We start from the raw sequence: 14297 nt of genomic DNA on the forward strand, positions 1-14297 counted from the left end.
ATTTCACGCTCAAATCAGCGTGTTGACATTAGGGACTTCAAAATGCAGAAGAAACTTCCTGACGCCGGTGGTCCGGCGTTCTACTCACCGGCCGACGCCGCGTGGCTTCTCGGTGTCGACCTCAACTCGATCCATCGCGCTATCCGGGTCGGCGAGGTGCGCGCTGTGCGGCGCCGCTCCAGGCTCGTCATCCCGGCCGCCGAGCTGCGACGGGCGCTCGGCGGTGGTGCGCGATGAGCGCGTACGACTACGCGGCGATCGCTGCCCGGCTCGACCGGTTCACCGCCGTGCCCGGCGACCTGCTGGCGGAAGTGGTGGCCAGGGACGGCCTGTGTTTCCGGACATTCGCTCAGGCCGACCTGCCGAAGCTCGTCGGAGCCGATCGCCCGGACAGCGAACTGGCGGCTCGGCTGTGCCGCAGTTGCCCGGTTCAGGACGAGTGCCTCGAGCTGGAGCTTCGAACCGCCGGCACGGAAACGGTCGGCGTATGGGGCGGGCTGGCCGAAGACGACCGGCGAGCGTTGCACTCGCTCTGGCTGCGGCGGGGTGCGCGATGAACGGCCTCTCCGTGACTCCGACGCATCTCCTCGCCGGTCTCGGCGCGCTGATGGTGCTGCTGTGGGTGTGGCGGGCCGGGGCCCGGCGGGCGAAGGCCGCCGCCGAAGCCGCACGCAGCGGCGCCCGGCTGGTTTCGCTGGCCGGGCGGGTGCTGTTCACCGCGGCATTGATCGTGGCCGTGCAGTGGGTGGTGATCGTCCACGCCGGTGACCGGTGGCTGCTGCTGGCCGTGCTCGGGTTGCCCGCGTTGTTCGCGGCGCACGCCCTGACTCGGGCGCTAACGGTGACCACGATGGACACCTCGCGGCGGGGTGGTCGGCGATGAACCGGGCGCAGCGGCTCGCCCGGGACGCGGCGGAGGCGGCGGAGGTGCGGGCGTTCCAGACGGATCCGGATGTGGTGGCGTTGCGGATCGAGCGGGTGCGACGGCAGGTCGACTGGATGTGCTAGGCCGGGATCGTGCTCGGGCTGGCGTTCACGATGACCAACGTCCAGGGCTTCGCTGCGGCCGGGGCGCAGGCGGGGGCACTGCCGTGGCTGGCGGCGTGGGTGTTGGATCCGACGGTGTCGCTGGTGCTGCTGGCGATTCTGCGGGCCGAGCAGGTCACCGCCCGCTACCAGGTCCGGACGGGTGCATGGGTGCGGCGGGCGAAATGGTTCACGCTGGCGGCCACGTATGCCATGAACACCTGGACTTCGTTCGTGGCCGGGGCGCCGGCGCAGATCGTGCTGCATTCGGTGCCGCCCCTGGTGGTGTTCGTGGCGGTCGAGGCGATCACCGATCTGCGGGACAAGCTGACCGAGGCCGTGCTGGTGGCCGCGGGCCGCCGGCCTGCCGAGGCGGAGCCGGGTGGGCGGCGGGTGCTGTTCGCGGACTACCTCGCGATCGCGAAGGAGAACTGGACGCCGGAGGTGGAGGTCACGCCGGCCTGGGTGCGGACTGCGACAGGTTATTCGCGGGGGTTGTCGCCGCGGCTCGCGCGGGCCTTGCGAGAGGAGGTCGCCGATGCCTGACTCGCTGCCGGTCAAGGCCGATCCCGTGCTGGACGGTGAGTTGATCGACGACACCCTGCCCCAGCCTCGGCGCCGCCTCGGGCAGCCGGGACCGCCGCCGCGGCGGCGGTCCCGGCAGGCGGCGAAGGACGTGCTGGCCGGGCTGGTTCGCTCGCCGCTGCGGTTCCTCGGCTCGGTCTGGCGCGGCGTTCTGGCCGCGTTCAGGCTGTGGCGACGATGGGTGAGCGTGCGGGATTACCGCGAGGCCGCGGAACAGGCGGAGAAGCTGGCGGACAAGTTCGCCGAGATCCGGACGCTGACGCTGTTCCGCTGGAAGGTGACCGGCACGGTCCTGGCTGTCACCTCGATCGCGCTGTCGGTGATCGACCTGCTCTACGGTCCCATCGTCCTCTGGACCGCGGGCTTTGCCGCGGCGGTTGTGCTGGCGGTGTTCGGGCGCCGAAAGGAGGGCAGTCCTGGGCGGAAGGCGGTGCTGTCGGGTTCGCGGGCCGCGAGCTGGACGATGGACCCGGCGGTGATGGTGGAGGCGTTCCGCGGCGCGAAGCTGATCGGCAAGGACGAGACGCTGCGCGTGGTGGAACGCGCGAGGCGGGTGAGCGGCGGCTGGGCGTTGACGGTGGATCTGCCGGCTACGCGCAAGGCGGCCGACGTGATCAAGAACCGGGACGCGCTGGCCTCCGCGCTGGCGGTCGATGAGATCCAGCTGATCGTGGACCGGGTCCGCGGCGAAGGCGGGCACGCGGGGCGGGTGTCGCTGTGGGTCGCGGACCGGGATCCGTATTCCACGCCCGCGGTCGCCACACCGTTGTTGGCTGTGCCGCGTTGGGATGCGTGGCAGGCAGTGCCATTCGGACGGGACGCGCGAGGCCGGCGGGTGGATCTGCCGTTGGTGGGGACATCGCTGCTGGTGGCGGCGATCCCGCGCCAGGGCAAGACGTTCGCGGCGAGGTTGGCTGCGGCAGGTTTGATCCTCGACCCGCACGTGCGGTTGTATGTGGCGGATTTCAAGGCGGGCAAGGACTGGGCGGCGGCCGGTCAGGTCGCGCACCGTTTCGTGGCCGGCGACGAACCCGAGCACGTGCTTGCCTTGCTGGAGTGGTTGCGGGAGCTGATCGGCGAGGTGCAGGGCCGGTATCGGCGGATGCGGGATCTGGACGACGTGGTGTGCCCGGAGTCGAAGGTGACACCGGCGATCTCGCGTGATCCGTCATTGGGGATGCCGATCACGGCGGTGATCATCGACGAGGTGCAGGTGCCGTTGGAGGACCGCGCGCTGGTGCGGGACGGTGATCGGCGGGTGCCGGTGGGGGAGTGCGTCGGGGAGGCGCTGACCTGGCTGGCGAAGAAGGGCCCGGCGGCGGGGATCGTGCTGGTGCTGGCGACGCAACGGCCGGACTCGCAGACGATTCCGTCGGGGCTGCGGGCGGTGCTGGGGTCGCGGTTCGCGTTGCGGGTGATGGACTGGCGCGACAGCAACATCGTGCTGGGTGAGCAGATGAACACGCGCGGGTTCGACAGCAGCCGGTTGCTGGCCTCGCACAAGGGCGTCGGCATCCTGCGCCCGGACGGCGACGCCGAGGAGATCGCGTTGACTGTGCGAACCGATTACATGCCCAACGAGGACTGGCAGACGATCTGTCGGCGAGGCCGCGAACTACGCGAAGGGACCGGGACGCTGAGTGGTCACGCTGCAGGTGAGGCGACCGTGGACCGAGTGATCACCTCGGTGCCGAGCCCAGTGTTGCCGGATCCGTTGCCCGCGATCGTCCAATTCCTGGGTGAGGGCCTGGGCGGCCGCGAGTTCGTCCCGACCTCGGAGTTGGTCGAGGCGTTGAGCATCGACGCGCGGGCGTTCGCCGAGCAGATGTCGGAACTGGGCTGTCGCCCCACGCGGTACCGCCTGGCAGGTCCCGACGGCCGGCCCCGGCAGGTGCGCGGGTACCTGACCGCGGAACTCGAACAGGCGATCCGACGCCACAGATGACCAGGCCGTTCGAAGCCGAGCGCTACCGGGCCGGGGCGCCCGTCCCGGCCTGCGCCTGCGCCGCCAACGCGGGCTTGGGGGCCGCCTTGCCGCCCGAGGACAGTACGGTCGTGTCGAAGGCCATGTCGACCACCACGGCGGCGAAGCCGCGGGACACGAAGGTCATGACCTTGGGATCGTTGTTGGCGAGGTTGTCGCACCAGCGCAAGGGGTTGTCGACGCAGCCGCCGTCGTTGCCGGGGACGGTTCCTTCGAAGTTGCCCGTGAACCCGCCGAACAGGTCGACGTCGGATGTTCTTCTTCCCGATGGAGGTGAAGTAGCCGATGCCCTGGTCCCTGGCGACCTTCGACGGTTCGTAAACCTGCGGTGGGAACTGTGTCGAGACGGTGTGGGAGAACAGGTCGACGCCGGCCGGGCGAGGACGCCGACGACGTAGTTGGGGTCGCGGTCACGTCGGCGTCGAGGTCATGGCCGATCTTGGGCCGTTCGGCCGGACTTGTCCGGAGCGGGGTGGCCGTTACTGGAACGCATCGTGGATGTCCTGTTCGCGGGCACCGCTGCTGACCACGAGCAGCGTGTCTCCGGGGTGGCAGCGGTAATCCGGCCCCGGCACCGACGGCTGTCCCTTGTGGACCACCGTCGCGACGACCGTGGCCGGGGGCAAGGTCAGGTCGGACAGCGTTCGCCCGGCCGCCGCCGACGACTCGCCGATGCGGGTTTCGATCAGTTCGACGCCGGCCGCGGCCAGGCGCATCAGGACGATCGTGTCGCTGACCCCGGCTGCTTCCTCGATCAGGGACACCAGCGGAGCGGCGGCGGGGAGGGCGACGTCGACGCCCCAGCGGTCGGTGAAGAGCCAGGCGTTGTCCGGGTCGTTGGTGCGGGCCAGCACCCGGCGGACGGCGAACTGCCGTTTGGCCAGCAGCGCGATGACGAGGTTGTCCTCGTCCTCGCCGGTGGCGGCGACCAGGAGATCGGCGCGCAGCGCCCCGGCGGCCTCGAGCACGGCGGGTTCGCACCCGTCGCCGTGGACCAGCCGGTGCTCGCCGTCGAGCCGGTCCAGGTGGGTCCGGTCCCGGTCGATCACGGTGATCCGGTGGCCGGCGGCGGCGAGCAGGTGGGCGGCCTGCTCGCCGAGGCGGCCGGCGCCGACGACGAGGATGTTCACGTTCCGAGCTCCTTGTCGAGGAAGGAGGACAGCCGGGGCAACGAAGAGGCGGCCACGGCGAAGCCGACGGTGTCGCCGGCTTCGGCGGTGCTCGCGGCGGTGGGCAGGAACGAAGCGCCGCCGCGGGTGACCGCGACGACCCGGATCTCTCCGTCGACCTCGAGCTCCGCGAAGGGGCGCCCGGTGAACCACGCCGGGAGGGGTTCGCGGACGAGCAGGGTTTCGCCGTTGCCGAAGACGGTTTCGGGGTCGAGGTTGCGGTGGGAGAGCAGCTGGTGGATCCGGTGCGTGGTCCAGCGGACGCTGGCGACGGTGGGGATGCCGAGGTCGCGGTAGATGTCGGCGCGGCGCGGGTCGTAGATGCGGGCGACGACCTGGGGGACCCGGTAGTCCTCCTTGGCGATCCGGGCGCCGACGATGTTGGTGTTGTCGCCGGCCGTGACGGCGACGAAGGCGTCGGCGTCGTCGATCCCGGCCTGCCGCAGGACATCCCGGTGGTAGCCGTTGCCGACCACGAAGTCACCCGGGTACCCGGCGGGCAGCAGCTCGCGCGTCGCGGGGTCGCGGTCGAGGACGCACACGGCGTGGCCGTCGGCCGCCAGCTGCTGGGCGAGGGTCGAGCCGACCCGCCCGCAGCCCATGATGATCACCTTCACGTGCGGGCCTCCTTGCGGCGCAGCAGGGCTTTGCGGATTTCGTCGGCGACGAGCACCAGCGAGCCGAGGGCGATGAGCAGACCCCAGTCGACCAGGGACAGGGGCGCGGTGTGGAACAGGTCCTGCAGCGGCGGGAGGTAGCTGATCGCGCACATGAGCGCCAGCGCGACCCCTTGGGCCGCCAGGTAGCGCGGGTTGGACCGGATGCCGATGCGGAGAACACTGAGCCGGTCGCTGCGCACGGCGAACCCGTTGAAGAACTGGCACAGCACGATCCCGGCCTGGGACATCGTGAGCGCCTCGCGGTAGACGGGATTTTCGTGGCCGAACGCGGCGAACGGGATGCCGGCGGTGTGGATGCGCCAGAAGAACGCGCCGGTCACCACGGCGGCCTGGACACAGCCGAGGAACAGGAACCGCCGGACGAGCGCGGCGGAGAACAGCGGCTCCTTCGGGCTGCGGGGTGGTCGCTGCATCATGCCGGGTTCGGGCGGTTCGGTGCCGAGGGCCAACGCCGGAAGCACGTCGGATCCGAGGTCGATGGCCAGCACCTGCACCGCGCTCAGCGGTACCAGCGGGAAGCCGACCGCGGTCGCGACGAGGATCGGAACCAGTTCGCCGAGGTTGTGGCTGAACAGGTAGATCAGGAACTTGCGGATGTTCTGGTACACCGAACGGCCGAGCTCGACGGCGGCGGCGATGGAGGCGAAGGAGTCGTCCAGCAGCACCATCACGGCGGCCTCGCGGGCCACGTCGGTGCCGGACTCGCCCATGGCGACACCGATGTCGGCCCGCTTCAGGGCAGGGGCGTCGTTGGCGCCGTCGCCGGTCACCGCGACGATCTCGCCGCGGTCCTTGAAGGCGGCGACCACGCGCATCTTGTGTTCGGGCTTGACCCGGGCGAACAGCACGTCGGGGTGGTCGCCGAGCAGGGTGCGCAGAGCCGCGTCGCCGACCCCGTCCAGTTCGGTGCCGGTGACCGTGCGCGGAACCGTCCCCGCGGCCAGGATGCCGACCCGGCGGGCGATCGCCTCGGCGGTGAGCGCGTAGTCCCCGGTCACCATGACCACGCGGATCCCGGCCTCGCGGCAGGCGGTGACGGCGGCCACGACTTCCGGGCGCGGCGGGTCGAGCATGCCGGTCAGGCCCAGCAGGGTGAGGCCGTTCTCCGCTTCGTCGTGTCCGGCCGCGGCACCGCGCACCTCCCGGACGGCGACCGCGAGCACCCGCAGCGCCGAGCCGGCCATCTCGTCGTTGGCGGCCAGCACGTCCCGGCGGCCGGCGTCGTCCAGCGGCCGGACGCCGTGCTCGCCGCGGATGTGCGTGCACCGCGCGAGCAGCTCCTGCGGGGCGCCTTTCACGTAGGCCCACGTGCGCCCGTCGCGCGTGTGGAGGGTCGTCATCAGCTTGCGCACGGAGTCGAACGGCAGCTCCCCGTCCCTCGGCGTGGCCCGGCGCTCGGCGTCGACGTCCAATCCGGCTTTCGCGGCCGCCACGAGCAACGCCCCTTCGGTGGTGTCACCGAGTACTCGCCAGCCTTGGCGTCCGCTCGGCGGCACCAGCCGGGCGTCGCAGCAGAGGGCGGCCACGCGCAGCAGTTCCCGGACCGGCCCGGGATCTTCCACCTCGCCGTCGGGTGCGTAGCCGGCTCCCGTGACCCGGTGGACGCGGCCCGCCGCCCACACCTGCTGCACGGTCATCTCGGCCGTGGTCAGCGTGCCGGTCTTGTCGGTGCAGACGACGGTGGTCGAGCCGAGCGTTTCGACCGCCACCAGCTTCTTGATGAGCGCGTGCCGCCCGGCCATCCGCCGCACGCCGACCGCGAGCGCCACCGACAGCGTCGCGGGGAGTCCCTCGGGCACGAGCGCGACCATCACCCCGAGCGCGAACACGAAGGTGGCCACGAGCTCACCACCGGCGGCGAGCCGCGCCGCGAAGAGCAGCACCCCGAGCGCGAACGCCGCCGTGGCCACCCGGCGCGCCATGCTCGCGACCTGCCGCCGAAGGGGGCTGACGTCGGCCGTGGTCTGACTGGTCAGCCGGAAGATCCGGCCGAACTCGGTGGCCTGGCCGGTCGCGGTCACCACGGCCTTGCCGGCGCCGGTCGCGACAGTCGTGCCCATCCAGACCAGATTGCGGGCTTCGAGCCGGGGCACGGCGGCCGGCACGGGATCGGCGGTGCGCCACACCGGGGCGCTCTCCCCGGTCAGCGCCATGTTGTTGACCGTCAGCTCGTGCGCCTCGATCACGCGGCAGTCCGCGGACACCGCGTCCCCGGCGTCGAGCACGACCAGGTCACCGGGCACCAGCTCGGTGGCGGGGACTTCGCGGCGCCGGCCGTCGCGGATCACCCGGGCCCGGTGGGGGACCATCGCCTGCAGTGCCTCCGCGGTCCGTTCGGCCATGTACTCCTGCCCGAACCCGATCACCGCGTTGAGCACCACGACGGCCAGGATCGCGACGGCGAGTTCGAGGTTGCCCGCGTCCGGGGGATTCCCGAGGGCGTAGGCGACGAACGTGATGGCCGAGGCGACGATCAGGACCACCGCGAACAGATCGGTGAACTGCCCCAGGAACCGCCGCACCGGCGACGACCGCCGGGCGTGGACCAGTTCGTTGCGCCCGCGTTCGGCGAGCCGGCGGGCGGCCTCGGGGCCGGACAGGCCGCGCGCCGACGAGCCCAGCGCGCTCACCGCGACGGCGGGCGGCGCGGCCTGTGGTGCGCTGGTCCCGGTATCGGCCACCTCGAGCAAGCCCACCACCCCTTCGACCGCCGGACACGGAACACGCGGTGTCCCACGGTAAGGACGGGGAACCCGGCCGCTCAGAGGCGAAGGTCATCGGCGAAACGACCGGAGGGCCCTTTGCCCCGGCGCCGTGCCGGTGGTCGCTGGTTCCGCAGCTGCTCGAGGAAGTGCGCCTGCCGGACGTCGTGCTCGTGCACACCGCGGCGCCCGTCGGCGGAGTGGTGTCGCTGGGTACGGATCGCCGACGGGCGGCGCTGGAGCTGGGCATCGGCGGGATCCCGGACGCGATGCCGGCCGCAGGGCGCTCGTGGTGTGGTCGGAGATGTTCTCCGACGGCGTCCTGGCGCTCGACCGGGCCGGGGCACTCGGACACGACCGGCCGGACTGCCGGGCGAGCGCCCCGGGAACGGCGGTGACGGGGTGTGGGGAGGGCGCCCGGATCACCACCGCCGTCCCGGAGGAGGGTGCCCGCGCCGGGAGTGTCAGGCGGCTGCGGGCGGGCCCTCACCTTCATGCTCCTCGCCGGCTCCGGTCCGCGCAGGGAGTGAAGTCCCCGCCCCGCAAGCACAAAGTCACCTCGGCGACGTCTCAGCCGGTCCCGCCCTGCACCGCCTGGACCGCGAGCGTTCGCCGGCCTTCCATGTGCTGCGTGCAGGCCCGCGCGCCGGGCTGGGGCAGCAGCACCGGCACGGTGTTGCCGGGTGCGTACACGCGCAGGCCGGTCACCGGTTGCGGACCGCACAGAGCGGGGTCGTAGTTGTCGACGTTCACCTGGTCGACCCAGGCCGACGCTGACTGCCCCGGCTGCAGCACCAGCCGGGGAACCGGGCCGGGGTCGGGGACCGCGGCGTCGCCGACCTGGTGGTGGTCGGCCCCGGCGAAGTACGACACACCCGGGTATCCCGTGATGCCACAGGGAGTTCCGGTGTTGGTGAAGCGGATCGGGACGTAGAAGTGGCCCGCCGCGCCTTCACCGTGCCCGAGGCTGATGTGCAGCGCGGCCGTGATGCACCAAGGGGTTCCCGTGGTGGACGGCGGCGCCGGGACCGACGCCGGCTCGATCGAGGGCGAAGGGGGCGCCGCGGTGTCGGAGGCACTGCCGCACGCGGCGACGGTCGTCAAGAGGATTCCGGCGGCCGCGATCACGCGGCTCGCCTCGGATACGGACATGTCCACCCCTGTTCGTGTCGGGAGCCGGCCCCGGAGGTCAGCGCGCGCCGGCCCGCTGCGCGGCCAGCGGTGCGAGCAGTTCACGCACCTCGGCGGGCGACAGCGCGGCCGCCGGGCGGTGGTGGTGCGCCCGCGGTGCGGGTTCGGCGTGGTCCAGCCCGAGCATCGCCAGCAGGACCGCTTCGTCGGCGCTGCCGTGGGCGTGCCGCTTCACCGTCCGGATGGCGCGGCTTCGTTCGTCGGACATCGGCTCGTCGGGCATCACGGGATCCGTTCAGTCCTCGGGCGGGGCGACGTCGAGCCGGTACCCCGGGACCAGCCGCGGGTGTCCCGGGGTGAACTCGACCCACACCGAGCCGGGGCGCAGGTCGGGGGCGTGGCCGACCACGACCCCGGTCCGGCCGGTGAACCGGCCGCCGTGCGCGCGCACGCACAGCCCGTCGGGGAATCCGCCCGCCCGGGCGTGCCCGTGGTTCCGATCGTGCCGGGTGAGAGTCATCTCGGCCTCCCGTCCGCCGACTGGCGCCGTGCGTTCGCCCGGCACTTCGATGGTCCCGCCCGCCGGGGCCGGCGGTGAGAGGCGGAAGCCAGGACCGTGTGCGCCCTTCTCCCCGTGCCGCCGGGCCCTTGGACCTCAGGTGTCCTCGCGGGTCTTCAGTTCCAGGTAGTGCGCGATGCCGAACCGGCGCCAGACCCGGGCGTGGGCCGGGGAGACCCGCGTGAAGGCTTCGGCTGCATCGATGATCCGGGGATCGGTGACGACGTAGGTGACTCCCTTCGTCCGGAGGCGTCGTGGAGGTGCGGCCGGTGTGTTCGATCGCCGGGGCGTACCAGTGCCGCTGGCCAAGCGCACCGTCACGGGGTTCAGCACGAGCCGGACGCGGTCCCTGGTCGTCCGGTGGGCGTGCGCGGCACGTGAGCGATCCTTTGTGGACATCAGTTCTCCTCCTCACGGGAAAGCCGGTGGTGGTACTTCGGTGGCGCCTGGAGGGGTTCCAGGACGTGCCCCAGCGGGCGCCGCGGTGTCGCGGGCGGCGGGTGGGCGCCGGGCGGCGCCCACCCGACCCGCAGCACGATCTGCGGGTGGCCGCCCGTGGTCCGGGCGAGCGTGGCCCGGTGGAATCCCGGGCCTTTCAAGGGATCGGTGAGCGGGCAGGTCGACAGGCCGAGCGCGGTCGCCGACAACAGGACCGCGCTGGCCGCTTCGCCCGCGCGAAGCCGGTCCTGCCGGTCGTCCGTGGTCGTGGTCAGTACCAGCAGCGCGCCTCCGGTGCCGGGACCGGGGGGCCGGGTGAGCAGGGTGCCCGGCCGGCTCCGGCCGGCGTGCTCGGCGATGGCTTCGAGCACCAGGCGGCGGGCCGCGCCGGTCAGGACCCGCAGCGTGGCGCCTTCACGGGCCGCTGCTCGCGTCAGGGTGTCGAGGTGGTGACGGGCGATCGGCACCGCACTGAGCCCGCGCCGGTCCGTGCGCCGGTGGGGGATGGCGGCCGCCTGCGCGATCGCTTCCGCCGCCGGCCGGGCCGGGTGCGCGGTCACGACGGCCAGGTGGTCGGGATCGTGCGTGTCCGGCAACCGGTGTGCTTCGGCGCGCCAGCCCAGCGCGGCGAAGCCCACACGGAGGTGGTGCAGGGCCGCACCGCAGCCGAGCAGCAGGTCTCGCTCGCCCGGGTCGGGCTCCGGCGGCCGCCGGTCCCGGTCGGCGAACAGGTGCAGGGTGCTGTAGCCGATTCGCCAGCACCACGGCTGGGCGTTGTGGGCGGACGGCGCGCGCAGCGCGAGGGCCACCGCGGTCTCGATCGTGGCGGTGTCCGGGTTGCTCCGGTCCATCGGCAGGTCCTCCGGCCGCTCAGCGGACGAGCACGGTCTTTTCGTGCAAGGAGATGCTCCGCGGCAGCGCGGAGCGCGAGATCCGCCGGCCGCCGCATGCGCACCACGCCGGCACCAGGTCGTCACCGTCGCCGGCGATGGTGCCGACGTACTCGTCCCCTTGCCGGGCGTCGGCCGGGGACACGAAGACGGAGCCGCGCGCGGTGGCGTAGACCTCGGCCACGGGGTGGCCCGCCGAGCAACGGACGCGAAGCAGCAGTTCGCCTTCGCGGTGGCGGCCCGGCGCGGCGACGTCCTGTTCCGCCCGGTGGCGCCGCTCGGCCGGGGACAGCTCGATCTTGCTCACGGGAACACCTCCGGTCCTTCGTTCCGGCACGACCTGCGGAGACCATCGGGCCGCCGGCGCCGCCGCGCCGGACCGGTCGGCGTAGCGCACGAGCACCCCGTCCTTCCGGCTCGATGCTTTCCCACGCGCCCGGGCGGGCCGAAGAGGCGGTGGACGCCGGATGTGAGGACTTTGGTCCTCGAAGAGCCGTGCCCGGAGCACGACCGTCCACAGTGGAGGAGCTGCGGGCTCGGGGTCGCGGCAGCGCCGCTTCAGCGCTGTTCTTCCCCCTGCTTCGCCGCGCATTCGCCGGTCGCGCGGTCGCGCTGCCTGGGCAGCAGGAACTGCCCGCCCGGGAGGAAGCTGCGCGGTTGCGTGCGGCGGGTGTTCCAGTCGAGGGCCGCATCGACCTGGCGCGCCGAAAGCCGGGCACGTGCACCGACCCGGGCCAGCGGCGCGTCGCGCATCTCCGGGCGTGCGCTGGCTTCCCACAGCAGCCCGAACCACCATTCCTCGTCCACCCAAGCGAGCCGGGCCCGGTCGATCAGGGCCGACAGGTGGTCGTCGCTGCAGGCGATCACCACCCGTTGCCCGTGCCGGCCGAGATCGCCGGAGTCGACCATCGAGGAATCGGGCACCAGCGCCATCCGCGCCGCGCCGGCGGGCACCGGCTGCCCGCAGTGGGCGCAGGCCGACTGCCGCGGCGCCCGGCTCGGGCGCCGCTCGGGGGAACGCGACATCGTCTTCTCCGGTTTCTCGCCAAGGACCGGTATTCGTGTCGGAGATGTCTGAGCTGCCGGGACCGGGGCGGTTCGCCACCTGCCGGCCAGGCCGGGCGCCCTCGCCACGGGGACGCCTCGCCGAACCCGTCAACTCTAGGCGTTCGACAGCGTCGTGGCCAGTGCGAACGGACTGAATGCCCTGGTCGGCGCGCTGTGCTCGCCGATGTCCCGGCCGCGGATTTCGAAGCCGTGCGGTGCCGCGAAACCGGCGATCGGTGTTCGTGTCCCGCTCGGTGCGGAATCCTCGGCCGAGACTCCGGACGGGGGTCAGCCGCCGTCGCCGCCCGGCGCGGGGGTGGACCTGAACTGGCCCTGCCAGCTGGCCTGGGCGCCGGAGTCGCCGATGCGGTAGACGTCGTAGAACGCCGCACCCGCGGCCGCGATCGAGAGCACCGAAAGCACCACGGTGACCGCCGTCGAAGCCGGGCCGAGGTAGGTCCGCCGGCCCGTCGCCTCGGTCGTGTCGGCTGCCTGCGCCCGGAGGGTTTCGCGGCGCCGCCACCACACCAAGAGCGCGAGCAAGGCCACCGGGATCGCGACCCACAGCGCGGTGTCGCCGAGTTCGGTGTGCGTCCGCAGCTGCGGCGTCCGGGCGACGCGGCGTTCCAGCCACTCGCCGGCGTCGGTGGTGATCGGGACCAGCACTACGACGAGGACGGACAGGATCGCGTTCGGGCCGGCGAGCTTGGCGCGCGCGGCGGGCCACAGGGCGCTGAGCACCAGCAGCAGCGCGGCCAGAGGAAGCAGGACGACGATCGCGTGGACGAGCAGGACGTGCGCGGGCAGGCCGTTGACGGTGGTCATGGTGTCCTTCGTGGAGGGGGCGGGGCCGGGGCGGGGCCGTCGTCACGGGGCGCGGGCGAGCGCGGCGACCTCGTAGCCGGGCGCGCGGGCGGAGACCCAGCGTTCGACGTCCCCGCCGCGCGCGAACGCGGCCGTGGCGAACACGTCGGCCCACAGCAGGGTGGGGCCCGTGACCGTGACGGCGAGCAGCCCGGCGGGATGGGTGCCGGTGTGCGGGTCGACGATGTGCGCGCCGCGAGCCGCCGTGCCGGACGTGGCGACGCCGCCGGCGCGCAGGTCGAGGATGGCCAGCAACTCCGTCGCGTCGGCCGGGTCCGCCACGCCGACGCGCCAGGGCGGGCCGGCCGAGGGAGTGACCCGGGCGACGATGTCGCCACCCACGTTGAGGTAGTGGGCGAAGCCGCGCAGGCGGCCGAGGTGCGCGGCGGCCTGCTCCGTCGCCCAGCCCTTGACGAGGCCGGACGGGTCGAAGCCGCCGGGCAGCCAGGCATCGAAGTAGCCGTCGGTCCGCTCCCGGGCCTCTTCGCAGAGCTCGACGACTTCGGCGAGCCACGGGTGCCACTGGTCGCGCGGGAGTTCACCGCGGCGCAGCGCGCTCACCTGGCTGTCCGCGCGATACGTGCTGAACAGCTCGTCGGCGGCCCGGAGATGCCCGAACGCGCCGGCCACGGCGGGAGCCACCGCGGGATCGCAGTGGAGGCGCGGGCCGCGCAGGTGCAGGCTGGCCTGGGTGCCCATGACGGCCCGCGTCCAGGAGCGGCGGTGCGTGGTGCTCACCGGTGGGCCTGGTCGAGCGCCGACTGCAGCGACTGCTGGTAGCCCTCGGAGGTGTAGGTGGCGCCGCTGACGGCGTCGATCTGCGCGCTCTGGGCCTGCAGCACCTCCTGGTTCAGCGCCGGCACGGCGTCGGAGTTGATCCGGACGTCGCGGCTGCTTTCCTGCGGGTACTGGACGGCCTGCGCGTCGGTGATCCGGCCGCCCGCGACGGTGATCTGCACCTGGACCGGCCCGTAGCGGGTGTCCGCGGCGTCGCCGGTGAACGTCCCGCCCCCGCTCGTGGTGGCACCGGGCGTGGTGGCACCGGGCGAAGCCGGGGCCGGGGCCGGGGGAGTCGCGGTGTGGGTCGGCTGCGGCCGGCCGAGCGGGCGGCCGGCGGCGACCGGGGCCTGGTCGGTGCTGGTGCGGTAGCTGAACAGCAGCACGACGACCGAGACCGTCGCGGCGACGGCGATGGCGATCCTGCGCATCGGGAAGTCCTTTC

General features: G+C 72.9%; 20 protein-coding genes. 6 read left to right on the plus strand and 14 right to left on the minus strand.

Features of this window, described 5'->3' with window-relative positions:
- Positions 1-42: 42 nt before the first annotated feature.
- From ACYVLJ_RS19955 to ACYVLJ_RS19980, 6 genes are read left to right on the plus strand one after another with little or no spacing between them, the layout of a single operon-like run.
- Complete coding sequence (locus tag ACYVLJ_RS19955; protein WP_460439759.1) at positions 43-237, plus strand: helix-turn-helix domain-containing protein; 195 nt, start codon at positions 43-45, stop codon at positions 235-237.
- Positions 234-557, plus strand: a complete 324-nt coding sequence (locus ACYVLJ_RS19960) for a WhiB family transcriptional regulator (protein WP_460439760.1) — start codon at positions 234-236, stop codon at positions 555-557. The genes ACYVLJ_RS19955 and ACYVLJ_RS19960 overlap by 4 nt, the downstream gene beginning before the upstream one ends.
- A complete protein-coding gene (locus tag ACYVLJ_RS19965; RefSeq protein WP_460439761.1) occupies positions 554-883 on the plus strand; it encodes a hypothetical protein in 330 nt (109 codons plus the stop codon). The genes ACYVLJ_RS19960 and ACYVLJ_RS19965 overlap by 4 nt, the downstream gene beginning before the upstream one ends.
- Entirely contained in the window at positions 880-1008 is a 129-nt protein-coding gene (locus ACYVLJ_RS19970) for a hypothetical protein (protein WP_460439762.1), read from the plus strand. Before ACYVLJ_RS19965 ends, ACYVLJ_RS19970 begins: the two co-directional genes overlap by 4 nt.
- Before the next feature lie 9 nt (positions 1009-1017).
- Positions 1018-1572, plus strand: a complete 555-nt coding sequence (locus tag ACYVLJ_RS19975; protein ID WP_460439763.1) for a hypothetical protein — start codon at positions 1018-1020, stop codon at positions 1570-1572.
- Entirely contained in the window at positions 1565-3556 is a 1992-nt protein-coding gene (locus tag ACYVLJ_RS19980) for a P-loop NTPase family protein (protein WP_460439764.1), read from the plus strand. Before ACYVLJ_RS19975 ends, ACYVLJ_RS19980 begins: the two co-directional genes overlap by 8 nt.
- Before the next feature lie 22 nt (positions 3557-3578).
- Here the strand turns inward: ACYVLJ_RS19980 and ACYVLJ_RS19985 are convergent, their stop codons facing one another.
- The 14 genes from ACYVLJ_RS19985 to ACYVLJ_RS20050 form a co-directional block, all read right to left on the minus strand.
- A complete protein-coding gene (locus ACYVLJ_RS19985) occupies positions 3579-3722 on the minus strand; it encodes a hypothetical protein (RefSeq protein ID WP_460439765.1) in 144 nt (47 codons plus the stop codon).
- A gap of 352 nt (positions 3723-4074) precedes the next feature.
- Positions 4075-4725 (minus strand): potassium channel family protein, encoded by a 651-nt coding sequence (locus ACYVLJ_RS19990; RefSeq protein ID WP_460439766.1) that lies wholly within the window; start codon positions 4723-4725, stop codon positions 4075-4077.
- Positions 4722-5381: a potassium channel family protein gene (locus ACYVLJ_RS19995; RefSeq protein WP_460439767.1), complete on the minus strand. Its 660-nt coding sequence runs from the start codon at positions 5379-5381 to the stop codon at positions 4722-4724. The genes ACYVLJ_RS19990 and ACYVLJ_RS19995 overlap by 4 nt, the downstream gene beginning before the upstream one ends.
- Complete coding sequence (locus ACYVLJ_RS20000) at positions 5378-8140, minus strand: cation-translocating P-type ATPase (protein WP_460439768.1); 2763 nt, start codon at positions 8138-8140, stop codon at positions 5378-5380. Before ACYVLJ_RS20000 ends, ACYVLJ_RS19995 begins: the two co-directional genes overlap by 4 nt.
- A 576-nt stretch (positions 8141-8716) precedes the next feature.
- Positions 8717-9298 carry a DUF4232 domain-containing protein gene (locus ACYVLJ_RS20005; RefSeq protein WP_460439769.1) on the minus strand — a complete coding sequence of 194 codons (582 nt, stop codon included), beginning with the start codon at positions 9296-9298 and terminating at the stop codon, positions 8717-8719.
- 37 nt (positions 9299-9335) lie between these two features.
- The gene (locus tag ACYVLJ_RS20010) at positions 9336-9560 is read right to left on the minus strand and encodes a hypothetical protein (RefSeq protein ID WP_460439770.1); all 225 of its coding nucleotides are present in this window, start codon (positions 9558-9560) and stop codon (positions 9336-9338) included.
- Positions 9561-9572: 12 nt separating this feature from the next.
- On the minus strand, positions 9573-9797 hold the full coding sequence (locus ACYVLJ_RS20015; protein ID WP_460439771.1) for a hypothetical protein: 225 nt from the start codon (positions 9795-9797) through the stop codon (positions 9573-9575).
- A gap of 135 nt (positions 9798-9932) precedes the next feature.
- On the minus strand, positions 9933-10235 hold the full coding sequence (locus ACYVLJ_RS20020) for a hypothetical protein (protein WP_460439772.1): 303 nt from the start codon (positions 10233-10235) through the stop codon (positions 9933-9935).
- Positions 10235-11125: a nitroreductase family protein gene (locus tag ACYVLJ_RS20025; protein ID WP_460439773.1), complete on the minus strand. Its 891-nt coding sequence runs from the start codon at positions 11123-11125 to the stop codon at positions 10235-10237. Before ACYVLJ_RS20025 ends, ACYVLJ_RS20020 begins: the two co-directional genes overlap by 1 nt.
- A 19-nt stretch (positions 11126-11144) precedes the next feature.
- Positions 11145-11471 (minus strand): hypothetical protein, encoded by a 327-nt coding sequence (locus ACYVLJ_RS20030; RefSeq protein ID WP_460439774.1) that lies wholly within the window; start codon positions 11469-11471, stop codon positions 11145-11147.
- A 251-nt stretch (positions 11472-11722) separates the two neighbouring features.
- Positions 11723-12190, minus strand: coding sequence for a hypothetical protein (locus ACYVLJ_RS20035; protein WP_460439775.1), 468 nt, complete (start codon positions 12188-12190; stop codon positions 11723-11725).
- A 309-nt stretch (positions 12191-12499) separates the two neighbouring features.
- Positions 12500-13036: a DUF2231 domain-containing protein gene (locus ACYVLJ_RS20040; RefSeq protein WP_460439776.1), complete on the minus strand. Its 537-nt coding sequence runs from the start codon at positions 13034-13036 to the stop codon at positions 12500-12502.
- A 42-nt stretch (positions 13037-13078) separates the two neighbouring features.
- Positions 13079-13813, minus strand: coding sequence for an FAD:protein FMN transferase (locus tag ACYVLJ_RS20045; RefSeq protein ID WP_460439777.1), 735 nt, complete (start codon positions 13811-13813; stop codon positions 13079-13081).
- Positions 13810-14283: an FMN-binding protein gene (locus ACYVLJ_RS20050; RefSeq protein WP_460439778.1), complete on the minus strand. Its 474-nt coding sequence runs from the start codon at positions 14281-14283 to the stop codon at positions 13810-13812. Before ACYVLJ_RS20050 ends, ACYVLJ_RS20045 begins: the two co-directional genes overlap by 4 nt.
- Positions 14284-14297 lie beyond the last annotated feature (14 nt).

This window comes from Amycolatopsis stemonae (genome assembly GCF_054781455.1).